This is a genomic window from Stenotrophomonas sp. STEN240, from assembly GCF_056756175.1.
The window spans coordinates 16,396-30,710 of sequence record NZ_JBRRBO010000051.1; the positions used below are offsets into that span (position 1 = coordinate 16,396).

A 14,315-nucleotide genomic window follows, 5' to 3' on the forward strand; every position below is an offset into this window, starting at 1 on the left:
GACGCCCTTCAATCACTACTCGCACGCCAGCCACTGAATGGCTGGCGTGTGCACTCAACGCAGCTGGTCTTTCAGGAACAACCAGGTGATCAAGGTTGCATCCGGCCCCTTCGGGTCGGTGAACGGCAAGCCGGAAGTGCTTCCACTCCAGGCATGGCCCATCCCATGCACGAGGTAGTCCTGGACCAAGGTCTTGCCACCGTAGGTGTAGTTCTTGATCGTATAAGCGCGGCCACCCGGCACCTGGCCGGCAACGGTGGTGGTCGGCACATATTTGACCGAATCATTGTCCACGCCGTCATCGGCCAGGTCATTGGTCTGCAGGAACTGACGCACTGCCTGCTGGCCATTCACCGGGTTGACCGTGGCATCGGCGCTGCCATGGAACACCAGTACCGGCAACGGGCGCGGCGACGGCGAGCCCGAGCACTGCCAGGCAAGCTTGCCATTGCTTTCCGGCGAGTAGATGCTGCCAGCAAGCAGCGCGTAAGCGCTGCCGGATACGGTGGTGGCGCCCTTGTACATGCCGCCGGAATGGATGGCGCCTGCAGCGAACACGTCCGAATAGCAGGCCAGCATGATCGAGGTCATCGCACCGCCAGCGGAAATGCCGGTGACGTAGACCCGGCGCGGATCGACGGCGTAGCCGGCCTTCACCGCATCGACGATACCGGCCAGAATCGAGGCCTCACCGCTGCCGCGCGCCTGGTTGATCGGCAACTGCCAGTTCCAGCAGCGGGTCGGATTGGAGGTAACGTTCTGACGCGGATAGACCACGATGAAACCTTCAACATCGGCGACATCATTGAAGCCGGAGGCTTCGCCCATCAGGTTGGGGCCGTTGACGCAGCCATGCAGTACCAGTAATACCGGCAGCGGCGTGGTTTCCTCGTAGCCCGCCGGCACCCATACCTGGTACTCGCGGCTGCCAAAAAGGTTGCCGTACAGACCGAAATCCCAATGGCCCGCAGCGCTTTGCGCAAACGCGCTGCCTGCCGCCAGCCAGCTACACAGCAGCAGTAAAACAGCCTTGATTGAAACGATTCCAGATTTCATAGCCAGATCCTCATGCGTGAGTCGTGGATGAAGTGGACGATTTGGTAACGGAAATCCTCATGGACCAGCCTTCCAGAGGGTGTTGCGACGCCGTTTCAAACCCAGCCGGTGGCGTAATAGATGCCAATCACCACGAACACCGCGAGGGTCTTGATGATGGTCACTGCGAAAATGTCCTTGTAGGCCTGGCGATGGGTCAGCCCGGTCACCATCAGCAAGGTGATCACGGCGCCGTTGTGCGGCAGGCTGTCCATGCCACCGGAGGCCATCGAGGCAACCCGGTGCAGCACTTCCATCGGGATGCCGGCCGCCTGCGCGTTGGCGATGAAGGTCTCCGACATGGCCGCCAAGGCGATGCTCATGCCACCAGACGCAGAGCCGGTAACACCGGCCAGACCGGTAACGGTGACCGCTTCATGCAACAGCGGGTCCTTGATCGAACCGAGCGCGTTGGCTACCACCATGAAGCCCGGCAACGCCGCGATCACCGCGCCAAACCCGTACTCGGAAGCGGTGTTCATCGCCGCCAGCAAGGCGCCGCTGATCGCGGTCCTGGTGCCATCCGCAAACTGGCTGACCACCGGCCGCCAGGCCAGCGCCATTACCGTCAGGATGCCGACCAGCAATGCGCCCTCCACTGCCCAGATCGCAGCAATTTTTGGCACTTCCTGCACTACCGGTGCCGCCTTGCCGAGGATCGACGGCACGAAACTGTGCTCGGCGCCGTACCAATGCGGTATGCCCAGGGTGAACAACTTGTTGGAAACAAACACCAGCACCAGCGGCAACACCGCGATGCCCGCATGTGCCAGATTGGCGCCGGTGAACGGCGTCGGCTCGTTGACCAGGGTTGCGGGATCGCCATAACCCTCGCCGTTGCGCACGGCGACGCGGCGACGCCATTCCAGATAGGCCATGCCGACCGCAAGCACGAAGATGCTGCCCAGCGTGCCCAATACCGGCGCAGCCCAGGTATCGGTGCCGAAGAATGTGGTCGGGATGATGTTCTGGATCTGCGGCGTGCCCGGCAGCGCGTCCATGGTGAAACTGAAGCCACCCACCGCCAGCGTCGCCGGAATGAGTCGCTTGGGGATATTGCTCTGGCGGAACATCTCGGCAGCAAACGGATACACCGCGAAGACCACCACGAACAACGAAACGCCGCCGTAGGTGAGCAGGCCGGATACCAGCACGATGGACAGCATCGCCCGTTGCGGCCCGAACAGCCGGATAGCCGCGCCGACTATCGATTTGGAGAAGCCGGACAGCTCGATCAGCTTGCCGAACACCGCACCCAGCAGAAATACCGGGAAATACAGCTTCAGGAAGCCGACCATCTTGTCCATGAACAGGCCGGTGAACATCGGCGCCACCAGCGACGGGTCGGTGAGCAGCACCGCACCGAGTGCGGCGATAGGCGCGAACAGGATCACGCTGTAACCGCGGTAAGCCACCAGCATGAGGAAGCCCAGCGCTGCAAGTACGATCAGTAACGACATACGGCGCTTCCGAATGAGGAGGCGCCCAGTATCCTGATCTGACGGCCGCTGCCGACTGGACCTAGGTCCACTCGCTGGTGCACATCCGCGTCGCTAGCCTAGGCTCCGAGGGTGGCATTCGGCCATCTACAACGCACTTGCCTGGGGAGGACCGAATGAAGCGGAACTGTTTGAGCCTGATGATCGGCGCGCTGTTGGCCTCCGGGCCGGTATTGGCACAGGAAGCGCAACAAGCTGCGCCCGCAGCGGGCAAGGCCGCCTCGGCCACCAACCTGGACAGCATCACCGTCACCGCGCGCAAGCGCGAGGAAACCCTGCAGGAAGTGCCGGTCGCGGTCACCGCCTTCACCTCCGAAGCGCTGGACAAGTTGAACGTGCAGGACATCGCAGACCTCGACTCGCAGGTGCCCAACCTGACCATCTACGCGGCGCGTGGCGCCAGCAGCACGGTCACCGCCTACATCCGCGGCGTCGGCCAGTCCGATCCCACCTGGGGCGCGGATCCGGGCGTGGGCATCTATCTGGATGACGTCTATATCGCGCGTCCGCAGGGCGCCTTGCTGGATGTGTTCGACGTCTCACGCATCGAAGTACTGCGTGGCCCGCAGGGCACGCTGTACGGCAAGAACACCATCGGCGGCGCGATCAAATACATCTCGCGCGGCCTGCCCACCCAGGTCGAGGGTTACGCGCAGATCACCGCCGGCAACTACAACCAGCTCGACGCCAAGGCGGCCATCGGCGGCCCGCTGGGCGGCGCCGACAGCGGCCTGCGCGGGCGCATCGCGGTGGCCAGCATGAACCGCGATGGTTTCGGCGAAAACACCTTCAACGGCCAGCCGATCAGCGACAAGCAGATCAACGCCGCGCGCCTGAACCTGGGCGCCTATGCAGGCGACGACTTCGACGTGCAGTTCGCCCTGGATTGGATCGATGACCAGTCCGGCATGCGTGGCTCGAAGATGCTGGCAGCAAACCCGTTCACCCCGGCCTACCCGCCGATGGATGACCGCTACGACATCCGCTCGGGCATGCAGAACCTCAACAGCGTCGAGACCAAGGGCGCCTCGGCCACGGTCAACTGGCGTCCGAACGACGACGTTGCGTTGAAGTACGTGGTTGCCAAGCGCGAATCCGACAGCCACTCCAACATCGACTTCGACACCACGCCGGTCAAGCTGGCCGACGTCGGCGGCTTCTACGAGGACAGCCAGGTCAGCAATGAGCTGCAGTTCAACTACGATGCCGGTGGCCGCGTGCGCGGCGTGGTCGGCCTGTACCGGTTCAGTGGTGAAGCCGGTGGGCAGATCCGCAACAACTTCTTCAACCTGCAGTTCGGCGATACCCGCGGCAAAGTACTGACTGACAGCATCGCGGTCTATGCGGACTGGACGTTCGACCTGACCAACAAGCTCAAACTCGATGTCGGCGCGCGTTACACCGATGAAGACAAGCGCGCGATCGTGCTGAACCGCTTCTATTCCGACGCGACCTTCAGCCGTCCTATCGCGGTGGCCGCCGATTTCGACAAGACCACCAACTTCAAGAACGTCTCGCCGAAGGTGTCGCTGGATTACCAGATCACCCCCGACATCATGGTCTATGGCCTGGCAACGCGCGGCTTCAAGTCAGGCGGTTACAACATCCGCGCCAACGCCGTGGCGGTACCTCGCTCGGCCGAGCCGTTCGATGACGAGACCGTCGACAGCTTCGAGATCGGCAGCAAGATGGGCTTCCTCGATTCGCGCCTGTTCCTGAACCTGTCGGCCTTCCACAACAAGTACAAGGACATCCAGCTGTCGGTGTTCACCGGCATCGACACCAATGGCGATGGCGTCAACGACGCCTTCTTCGGCGACTTCACCAACGCCGGCAAAGGCACCGTCAACGGCCTGGAAATCGAATACCAGTACCTGCCGACCGCGAACTGGCTGATCTCCGGCAACCTGGCCTGGCTGGATACAAAGTACGACGAGTACATGGACCGCGGCGTCAACGTCGCCGACAAAATGAAGTTCACCAATGCGCCGGACTTCTCCGGTGCGCTGAACGTGGAATACCGCACCGAGCTGGCCAATGGCAGCAACCTGTCCGCACGCGTGGGCTACAGTTACCAGAGCGAAGTGTGGCCGACCACCGACCTGAGCCCGGTGATCAAGCAGGATGGCTACGGGCTGGTCAATGCCGGCGTGATCTGGAAACTCAATGACGCCTGGACCTTCTCGCTGCAGGGCACCAACCTGGCCGACAAGGAATACCGCACCACCGGCTACAACATCCCGGCGGTCGGCACCCTGATCGGCTTCTACGGCCCGCCGCGCCAGTACAGCCTCAGCGTCCGTTACGATTTCTAGGAAACACCTGCATGACCCAGTCTTACGATGACCTGTACTGGAGCAGCAACGATGGCCTGCGCCTGCACGCGCGCGACCATGCACCGGCCGCGGGGCAATCGCCCCGCGGCACGGTGGTCTGCATTCCCGGGCTGACCCGCAACGCCGCCGACTTCGATGCCCTGGCGCAAACGCTGAGCGCGGTGGGCTGGCGGGTGCTTGCGGTCGACCTGCGTGGGCGTGCGGGTTCGGCGCGTGCGCCGGATCCGTCCAGTTACAACCCGCGCGCCTACGCCGATGACATGGTGGCGCTGCTGCGCTCGCAGAACATCGCCAAGGCGGTGTTCATCGGTACCTCGCTGGGTGTACTGGTCACCATCACCCTCGCCTCGCGCGCACCGGAACTGATTTCAGCAGCAGTGCTCAACGATGCCGGCCCCAAGGTGCCGCGCGAAGCCTTGGCGCGGATCGGCAAATACGCCGGCAAGGCCTTGCCGCCGATGACGCTGGAGCAGGCAGCCGCCTACGCCGAGTCGATCGGCAAGGCATCCTTCCCGCGCTTCAGCGCCGATGACTGGCGGGCGATGGCCTCGCGCAGTTTCCGTCAGCGCGACGATGGCCTGCTGGAACTGGACTACGATCCTGCGGTCATCCGCACCACTCGGCCATTGCTGCTGTGGTTGCTGCGGCCGGTGCTGTGGCGGGCGGTGCGCGGCTTGACCGCGCGTGTGCCGGTGCTGGTGGTACGCGGCGCGTTGTCGGACATCTTGCCGGCAGACGTCGCCCAGCAGATGGCAGCAACCTCAGCGAACGCGAGTCTGGTCGAAGTGCCCGATGTCGGCCATGCACCGACACTGTCCGAGCCCGAAGCGCGTGATGCAATCCTTGCCCTGTTGGGGCGCCTGCAATGAGCGCGACCGACATCAACAAGGAGCTGCCGGCAGCCCTGCACGCCCTGCAGCAATGGGCGGCGAGCGAACGGCTGGGCGTGAGCACCCGCATCGCACAGGCGCGCATCGACGCCTTCGCCGAGGCGACCGGCGACCATAACTGGATCCACGTCGATCCGGCCCGTGCGAAAACCGAGTTGCCGGGCGGCCATACCATCGCCCATGGTTTCCTGCTGCTCTCGCTCACCGTGGAAGAGGACGTGGCGGCCTTGGTCGGCTTCCCCGGCATTGCCCACGTACTGAATTACGGCTTGAACAAGGTGCGCTTCCTCGCGCCGGTAGCCAGCGGCTCGCAGATCCGGGTGCGCTCGCGGCTGGTTTCACTGGAACCGCGCCAGCCCGGGCAGTGGTTGTTGACCCAGCACAAGAGCGTGGAACTGCAACCCGGCGGTGAAATCGCACTGGTCGCCGAGCAGCTGTCGCTGATCGTGCTCGCGCCCTAGCACCAACCCACAGCGCATGGCCGGGGGTCGTGCACGCCGGCCACGCTTCTCTCTACACTGGAGCGATGTTGACGCCCTCCATCGTCCTGTTCGCCTGCATCGCGTGGACCGTGCTGCTGTTCGGCGTCGCCCTATGGGGTGAGCGCCAAGGTCACCGCCTGGCCAAGGTCTGGCCGGCCATCTACGCGCTGTCGCTGGCCGTGCACTGCACCGCGTGGACGTACTACGGGGCCGCGTCGCAGGGCGTGCAATGGGGCTTTCCGATCCCGCCAACGCTGATCGGCATGGCGCTGATCTTCGCCCTCGGCCTGCCATTCCTGGCGCGCCTGGGCCGCCTGGCCAAGCAACACAACAGCGCCACCATCGCCGACCTGGTAGTGGCACGGCTGCGCACCGATCAAGGGCTTGGCGTCACCATCACCCTGGTCGCACTGCTTGGCATCATTCCCTACATCGCACTGCAGTTGAAGGCCGTCAGCCAGGGCTTGAGCGCCCTGCTTGGCGACCGCTTCGCGGCCAGCGGATGGCAGCTGGACATGTCGTTCTGGTTCGCGCTGACCATGGCCACGTTCACCATGCTGTTCGGCGCACGCAAGGCCTCGGCCACCGAGCACAACCGCGGCATCGTGGTAGCGCTGGGTCTGGAATCGCTGTTGAAGCTGGCAGCATTGCTGGCCATCGGTCTCTATGCGGCCTTGTCGGTGCACCGCGCTGGTGCGCCCCTGCTCGACAAGATGCTGCAGCTGCCGCCAGCGGCGGTGGTCCCCGATTTTCTGACCATGGTCGCCCTTGGGGCGATGGCGGCGTTCACCCTGCCCCATCAGTTCCACGTCGGCGTGGTCGAACTGCGCCAGTCGTCCGATCTGAAGACTGCGCGCTGGCTGTTTCCACTCTATCTGCTGTTGATTGGCCTGCCGTCGGTGCCGATGGCCTTGTCCGGTGCCGCGCAGTTGGGCGCCTCGGTATCGCCTGATCTGTACGTGCTGGCCTTGCCGCAGGAACGCGGCCACCACGTACTGGCACTGCTGGCCTATCTGGGCAGCCTGAGTGCTGCCACCGGCATGATGATCCTGTCCGGCCTGACCTTGTCGATCATGCTGGGCAACCACGGTTTTGGCGCGCGCCTGCTTGGCGGCGTCGACGGTGGCAGCAGCGATGCTGGCGCCGACCTGCGTCCGCGCGTGCTGGCGTTCCGCCGCGCCGGCATCCTCGCCGTGTTCCTGATGTCGTGGCTGTACAGCCGCGCGATGAGTGGCACCGAGGCGCTCAGTGATTTCGGTTTGATGTCGTTCACCGCCTTGTCGCAGTTGGCACCGGCGGTGCTGCTGGCGGTGTACCGGCCGCGCACGCCGTCGCCAGCGATAATGGCCGGCATCGTGTTGGGCTTGCTGTGCTGGCTGTGGCTGGTGTTGTTGCCGATGGTGATTCCAGCCCCGTCGGCGAACCAGGAAGGCCTGCACTGGCTTGCGCTGTTCTCGCTGCGCATGCAGCCCGGCCACATCGCCATCAGCATGGGCGCCAGCCTGGCAGTCAACCTGATCACCGTGGCGCTGGTATCGCGCGCGGTACGCCCTTCGCTGCCACTGCAGAAAGATGCGGTGGCGGCAGCTTCGCTGCGCAAGACGGCCGGCCGCTTCCTCGGCCACGAGCGCGCGCGGCAGCTGATGGACGGGCATGCTGGGCAGATGCTGGATGACCAACGGGTTACCGCCATCGAGCGCGAGCTGACCGCCGTGGTCGGCGCAGGCATGGCGCGGCTGCTGGTCGAGGCCGCCCGCGACGGCGGCGCCGCACCGCTGGATGCGGTCACCCGTGCTGTCGGCGAGGCCACCCAAGTGCTGCGTTTCAATCAGCGCCTGCTGGAAGCGGCATTGGAAAACATGAGCCAGGGCATCAGCGTGGTCGATGCGCAGCTGCAGCTGGTGGCCTGGAACAGCCGCTACGCCGCGCTGTTCAAGTTCCCACCCGAACTGCTGCAGGTCGGCCAACCGGTTGCCAACCTGACCGCGTGGGCATTGGGGCAACTGAAGATAGCCGACAACCCCGGCGACAACGTCGGCAAGGCGCTGACCCGGCGCATGGCGCATATGCGTCGCGGTACGCCGCATCTGTCGGAGCGGATCTTCCCGGATGACACCATCGTTGAAATCCGTGGCAACCCGATGCCGGGTGGCGGCTACGTTGCCACTTTCACCGATGTCACCGCGTTCCGGCTGGCCGAGGATGCGCTCAAGCGCAGCAACGAAACCCTGGAGCTGCGCGTGCAGGACCGCACCGCGCGACTGGAACAGGCCGTGCACGAAGCCGAACGTGCGAACGTGGCGAAAACGCGGTTCCTGACCGCCGTCGGCCACGATCTGATCCAGCCCTTGCATGCCGCGCAGCTGCTCACCGATGCGATGTCCCAGCACATCGAGTCGGAGTTTCTGCACAGTTTCCTGCGGCAGATCCGTGGCGCATTGGACTCCACCGACGACCTGCTGTCAGGACTTCTCGATATTTCGCGATTGGAAGCCGGCGGGCTGGTCGCCGATCCACGCCCGTTCGCGTTGTCTACCGTGCTCGATCCCTTGGCACAGGAGTTCGCCGTGCTGGCGGCGGCACGCGGCCTGCATTTCCGCCATGTGCGCAGCCACGTCTGGGTGCACAGCGACCCGCTGCTGCTGCGCCGCGTTCTGCAGAACTTCCTTGCCAATGCAATCCGCTATACCCGCAATGGCGGCGTGCTGCTCGGCGTGCGTCGTAACGGCGACAACCTGACGATAGTCGTGCATGACAGCGGCCCCGGCATCACCGCGGAGCAGCAGAGCGTCGTATTCGAGGAATTCCACCGCGGCGACCGCAGCAACGGCCAGGGTTTGGGGCTCGGTCTTGCGATCGCACACAGGATCGCCGAGCTGCTGCACGCGCCGCTGGCGCTGCGCAGTGAGGTCAACCGTGGTTCGGCATTCTCGATCACCGTGTCGCGGGCGACACCGCCGCCGGCATCGCGCAACCAGACGCCTGCCAGCAGCAACAGCACCATCAAGGGTACCCGCGTGCTGGTCGTCGACAACGATGCGGACGCATTGGAAGCAATGCGGCAGATGCTGTTGGCCTGGGGTTGTGAAGTGATCGCAGCAAGCCACGGCAACGACATCGCCACGAGCGCAGGCGACGCCGACCTGTGGCTGTTCGATTACCACCTCGATGAAGGCGATACCGGCGTCCAGCTGTGGAAACGGCTCACTGTCGCGCACAAGCCGCGACCAACCGTGATCCTCAGCGCCGATAGCGGCAGTGACACGCGCGAGGCGGTGCGTGAGGTCGGGCTGTCGCTGTTGAACAAACCGTTCAAGCCGCTGGCACTGCGCTGGGCGATCAACCATCTGCTGGCGGTGCGCAGCACGGTCGAGAGCTGAAACAGAACAGGCAGCGCTGAATTCCGCTGACCTGCGGCACGCTAGCAGGCCGATCAGGCGTCCTGCGTCTCTTCAATCTGCCGCGACGGATCGTTCAAGCCCATTTCGTGCAGCACACGGATCGCCTGCGCACGGTTGCGTACACCCAGCCTGCCCATGATGCGGGTCATATGCGCCTTGATCGTGCGCAGCTGCACGCCGAGGCGGTCTGCGATCTGCTTGTTGAGCAGCCCCTCCGCCACCAGGCTCAGTACCTTGTACTGATGCGCGGACAGGCTGGCCAGGCGTGCAGCCAGATCGGCGTCCTTGCTGAACGGTGCCACCCGCGCCACGGTCTCGCGCAGCATCGCCGGAATCCAGCGCTCGCCATCAAGCACCGTCTGCAGCGCCTGCTGCAGGTCCACCAGCCCCGAACTCTTGGGCAGGTAGCCGGCAGCGCCAAGGTCGATGGCGCGGCGGATAACCTGCGGCTCTTCATTGGCCGAGACGATGATGATCGCCAAGCCCGGCTGCATTGCGCGGATCGTCGCCAGCCCGGCAAGCCCATGGTTGCCCGGCATGTGCAGGTCCAGCAGCATCAGGTCGATCTGCTGGCTCTCGATCGCTTCCAGCACGCTGTCCAGCGAATCGGCCTCGCTGATCTGCAGGTCATCGACCGCCTCTTCGGCCGCACGGTGCAGCGCGGCGCGGAACAAGGGGTGATCGTCGGCGATGAGCAGGGTCGGCATGTTCAAGCGAGGTTAGCAGTTCGCTGGCAACGGAGCACGGGGACCTAGGTACGCTGGCACAACCACACCGGCTTGCTAGTGTTGGGTAATGAACATTCCCCGCTCCGTTACCCTGCTTTGCGCCGCGCTGCCACTGTTGTCGGGCTGCGTCTCCGTCGCCAGTGCCGCCAAGCGCAGCCCAAGCGCTGCGGCACCTGTGTTCGAGCAGTGGCGCGAAACCCGGCACCGCGGCAATGATGATCTGCTGACGGCAGGGCTGGGGCTGGATGCGCTGCGCTCCACCACGGCGCCGGCCTTTGCCAACCCGGCCCAGCCGAACGCTGAGGAAGCCCGCCGGCGCGCGATCTGGAGCAGCTGGCGTGGCATTGCCGACCTGACCCCGGGCGGTGGCTTCGGAGAGGTTTACGGCAACCTGCACGCCGCACCCGGGCGCGAATTTTCGGCCTATGCGCGCATCCCCGGCGCACGCCAGCCGCACCGCGTACTGCTGCAGGTACCCGACAACTTCGACCCACAACGGCGCTGCCTGGTTGCTACGGCGTCCTCCGGCTCGCGCGGCATCTACGGCGCCATTTCGGTTGCCGGCAGCTGGAGCCTGGCCCGTGGCTGCGCGGTGGTCTATACCGACAAGGGCGCCGGCAGCGACTATTACGATCTGGACGCCAAGGCCGGCTTCCAGGCCGATGGCACACCGGCCAGCCAAGGCGCGCTGGCGTTCGTGCCCACGGACGCAGAAGCCAGCCATGGCGTTGCCTTCAAACATGCACATTCGGGCGACAACCCTGAAGCAGATTGGGGCCGGCACCTTGTGCAGGCCGTGCAGTTCGGCCTGCAGGCACTGGACCGCGCCTACCCGCAATCGGCACCATTTACCCCGGCCAACACGCGCACGCTGGGTGCTGGCGTCTCCAACGGCGGCGGCGCCGTCCTGCGTGCCGCCGAGATCGAGGGCGACTGGTTCGATGCGATGGTGGCTGGCGAGCCGAACGTCTCGGTTGCCGGCGCACCGCCGCTGTACGACTTCGTCACCCAGTCCGCGCTGCTGATGCCCTGCGCCTTGCTTGCAATCGACGATCTGCCGCAGCCTCCGATGCAGGCACAGGCAGCACCGGCCTGGACCCAGCGTTGCAGCATCTTGAAGTCGGCAGGATTGGTGCAAGGCGAAGACACCGCCGCACAGGCCCAGTCGGCACGCCAGCAGCTTGCCGATGCCGGCCTGAGTGAAGCTGCCCTGCGTGCAGGCACGTTCTCCACCGGATTCGACCTGTGGCGCGCAATCGCGGCGACCTATGCCTCCGCATACGGGCGTTATGGCGCGGGCGAACATCCCTGCGCGTACAGCTACTCAGCTGCAGCCGCTGACGGCAAACCCGGGCGGGCAACCGCCGAGGTCCGTGCAAGCTGGTGGAGTGAGGCCAGCGGCATACCGCCGGGCAGCGGCGTGGTGCTGGTGGACGGCAACGCCGCACAGTCGGCAGATGACCCGCTGCGTGGGCTGAACTGCCTGCGCGCGCTCGCCAGCGGCGACGATGCCGGCGCCAAGCGGGTACGTGCCGGCATCGCTGACGCCGCCGCAAAGGCGCCGCGTCGTGGCCTGCCGATCGTGGTCATCCACGGCATCGACGACGGCTTGGTGCCGATCAGCATGACCAGCGACCGCTACGTGCCGCTGGCACGTGCAGCCGGTGCGCAGATCGCCTATTGGCGGGTCGCCAACGGGCAGCACTTCGATTCGCTGCTGGCCTTCCCGGATTACCGCAAGCGTTATGTGCCGCTGCTGCCGTACATGTTCGCGGCGCTGGACCAGGTGTGGGATCACCTGGAGGATCCCGCGCGCGCCCTGCCGCAGGACGCGCTGATCCAGCCTACGCCACGCGCGGAAGCGCCGTTGCAGCGCGCGCAGCTGTCCATTCCAGCCGTCTCCGGCCGCTGACGCGCTGCCAAACAGGATACCCAGATGTCATTTGCCACCACCCCAAACCCCTCCGATTCCAGCCCGTACGCCTATCCGCTGCTGATCAAACAGCTGCTGCACACGCCACTGGCGGTGCGCCCTGAGCAGGAGATCGTCTACGGCGACAGCGTTCGGTTCGACTACCGCACGCTACAGGCGCGCATCGGCCAGCTGGCCGGCCTGCTGACCGCACTGGGAGTGAAGCCGGGCGATACGGTGGCGGTGATGGACTGGGACAGCAACCGCTATCTGGAAAGCTACTTCGCGGTGCCGATGATCGGCGCGGTGCTGATGACGGTGAACATCCGCCTGGCGCCGGAGCAGATCGCCTATACGCTGAATCACAGCGGCGCACGAGTGATCCTGGCCAACCGCGAGTTCCTGCCGGTGCTGGAAAGCATCGCCGAACAGCTGCCGGATCTGCGCACGCGGGTGCTGCTGGACGATGAAGCCGGCCCGCTGCCCAGCGGCTTCGCCACCGAGTACGAAGCCGGAATGCGCAACGCCGAGCCGGTCATCAGCTTTCCGGATTTCGACGAAAACACCCGCGCCACCATGTTCTATACGACCGGCACCACCGGTCTGCCCAAGGGCGTCCATTTCAGCCATCGGCAACTGGTGCTGCATTCGCTGGCCGCGATGGCAGCACTGGGCAGCGCGCCAACGCAGGGCCGCCTGCACCGCGACGACGTGTACATGCCGATCACGCCGATGTTCCATGTCCACGCCTGGGGCATGCCGTATGTGGCCACCTTGATGGGCATCAAGCAGGTATATCCCGGTCGCTACCTGCCGGGGCGATTGCTGGAGCTGATCGCGCGCGAAAAGGTGACCTTCTCGCATTGCGTGCCGACCATCCTGCATATGTTGCTCGGCCATCCCGCTGCAGCAGATACCGATCTGCGCGGCTGGAAGGTGATCATCGGCGGCGCGGCACTGCCGCGTGCGCTGGCACAGCAGGCGCTGGCACGCGGCATCGATATCTTTGGAGGTTATGGCATGTCCGAGACCTGCCCGCTGCTCACGCTCGCGCAGATTGATGCCGACGCCGTGGCTGGCACCGACGAGGAGCTGTCGCTGCGCACCAAGGCCGGCATTCCGGTGCCGCTGGTGGAGCTGCGTATCGTCGATGAGGAGATGAACGAGGCCGCCCACGACGGCATCGCCACGGGCGAAGTAGTGGTGCGCGCGCCCTGGCTCACTCAAGGCTACCTGCACAATCCCGAGGCCTCGGCCGCTTTATGGGCCGGTGGTTATCTGCACACCGGCGACATCGGCAACATCGACTCGGGCGGCTACCTGCGAGTGACCGACCGCATCAAGGACGTGATCAAGACCGGCGGCGAGTGGATTTCCTCGCTGGCACTGGAAGACATCATCGCCATGCATCCAGCGGTCAACGAGGTCGCGGTGATCGGCATCGCCGATGCCAAATGGGGTGAGCGGCCGCTGCCACTGGTGGTCATCCACGCCGGCAGCGAGGTCAGCGAAGCGGAGATCATCGAACTGATAGCCGCGCGCAGCCGCTGCGGCGACATCTCCCGCTATGCAATCCCGGACCGGGTCAGCTTTGTCGAAGCAATAGAACGCACCAGCGTCGGCAAGATCAACAAGAAGAAGCTGCGCAGCCTGCATGACCTGGCGGCAGACCCAGTCCGCACCTGACGCGCCGAGCGGAACATCTGAGCTTTTGTGGGAGCGGCGTCAGCCGCGAAGCCGGCAGCGATGAAATCACCTGCAGCCCCTTGCTCGGATGGATCGCGAGCTTCGCGGCTGCCGCCGCTCCTACAACGAAGCGGCAGGCCAGCGCGTCACGCACTTCGCGGACCGAAACCGGAAAACGCGGCTTCTATCAGCCTTCCGGCGGCGGAGATTTTGTAGGAGCGGCGTAAGCCGCGAAGCCGGCAGCCGTGAAATCACCAACAGCCCCTTGAACGCAAGACACCAGAGC

The 14,315-nt window shown here is 65.0% G+C and carries 9 protein-coding genes; 6 read left to right on the forward strand and 3 right to left on the reverse strand.

Annotation, left to right across the window (positions count from 1 at the left end; translation table 11 throughout):
• Positions 1–54: 54 nt before the first annotated feature.
• Positions 55–1,056 carry an extracellular catalytic domain type 1 short-chain-length polyhydroxyalkanoate depolymerase gene (locus ACVOKO_RS16930; RefSeq protein ID WP_346500077.1) on the reverse strand — a complete coding sequence of 334 codons (1,002 nt, stop codon included), beginning with the start codon at positions 1,054–1,056 and terminating at the stop codon, positions 55–57.
• A gap of 95 nt (positions 1,057–1,151) precedes the next feature.
• Complete coding sequence (locus ACVOKO_RS16935; protein WP_346500079.1) at positions 1,152–2,555, reverse strand: GntP family permease; 1,404 nt, start codon at positions 2,553–2,555, stop codon at positions 1,152–1,154.
• 155 nt (positions 2,556–2,710) lie between these two features.
• Between ACVOKO_RS16935 and ACVOKO_RS16940 the strand changes: the two genes are divergently transcribed.
• The 4 genes from ACVOKO_RS16940 to ACVOKO_RS16955 all read left to right on the forward strand — a co-directional run bounded on the left by ACVOKO_RS16940 (position 2,711) and on the right by ACVOKO_RS16955 (position 9,682).
• Positions 2,711–4,909 (forward strand): TonB-dependent receptor, encoded by a 2,199-nt coding sequence (locus tag ACVOKO_RS16940; RefSeq protein ID WP_346500082.1) that lies wholly within the window; start codon positions 2,711–2,713, stop codon positions 4,907–4,909.
• Positions 4,910–4,920: 11 nt separating this feature from the next.
• Positions 4,921–5,799: an alpha/beta fold hydrolase gene (locus ACVOKO_RS16945; protein ID WP_346500084.1), complete on the forward strand. Its 879-nt coding sequence runs from the start codon at positions 4,921–4,923 to the stop codon at positions 5,797–5,799.
• Entirely contained in the window at positions 5,796–6,281 is a 486-nt protein-coding gene (locus ACVOKO_RS16950; RefSeq protein ID WP_346500086.1) for a MaoC family dehydratase, read from the forward strand. The genes ACVOKO_RS16945 and ACVOKO_RS16950 overlap by 4 nt, the downstream gene beginning before the upstream one ends.
• 65 nt (positions 6,282–6,346) lie before the next feature.
• Positions 6,347–9,682, forward strand: a complete 3,336-nt coding sequence (locus ACVOKO_RS16955; RefSeq protein ID WP_346500088.1) for a hybrid sensor histidine kinase/response regulator — start codon at positions 6,347–6,349, stop codon at positions 9,680–9,682.
• A gap of 53 nt (positions 9,683–9,735) precedes the next feature.
• Here the strand turns inward: ACVOKO_RS16955 and ACVOKO_RS16960 are convergent, their stop codons facing one another.
• Complete coding sequence (locus tag ACVOKO_RS16960) at positions 9,736–10,410, reverse strand: response regulator transcription factor (RefSeq protein WP_346500090.1); 675 nt, start codon at positions 10,408–10,410, stop codon at positions 9,736–9,738.
• An 88-nt stretch (positions 10,411–10,498) separates the two neighbouring features.
• Between ACVOKO_RS16960 and ACVOKO_RS16965 the strand changes: the two genes are divergently transcribed.
• A complete protein-coding gene (locus tag ACVOKO_RS16965; protein WP_346500092.1) occupies positions 10,499–12,343 on the forward strand; it encodes a 3-hydroxybutyrate oligomer hydrolase family protein in 1,845 nt (614 codons plus the stop codon).
• A 24-nt stretch (positions 12,344–12,367) separates the two neighbouring features.
• A complete protein-coding gene (locus ACVOKO_RS16970; RefSeq protein ID WP_346500094.1) occupies positions 12,368–14,029 on the forward strand; it encodes a fatty acid--CoA ligase in 1,662 nt (553 codons plus the stop codon).
• Positions 14,030–14,315: the final 286 nt, after the last annotated feature.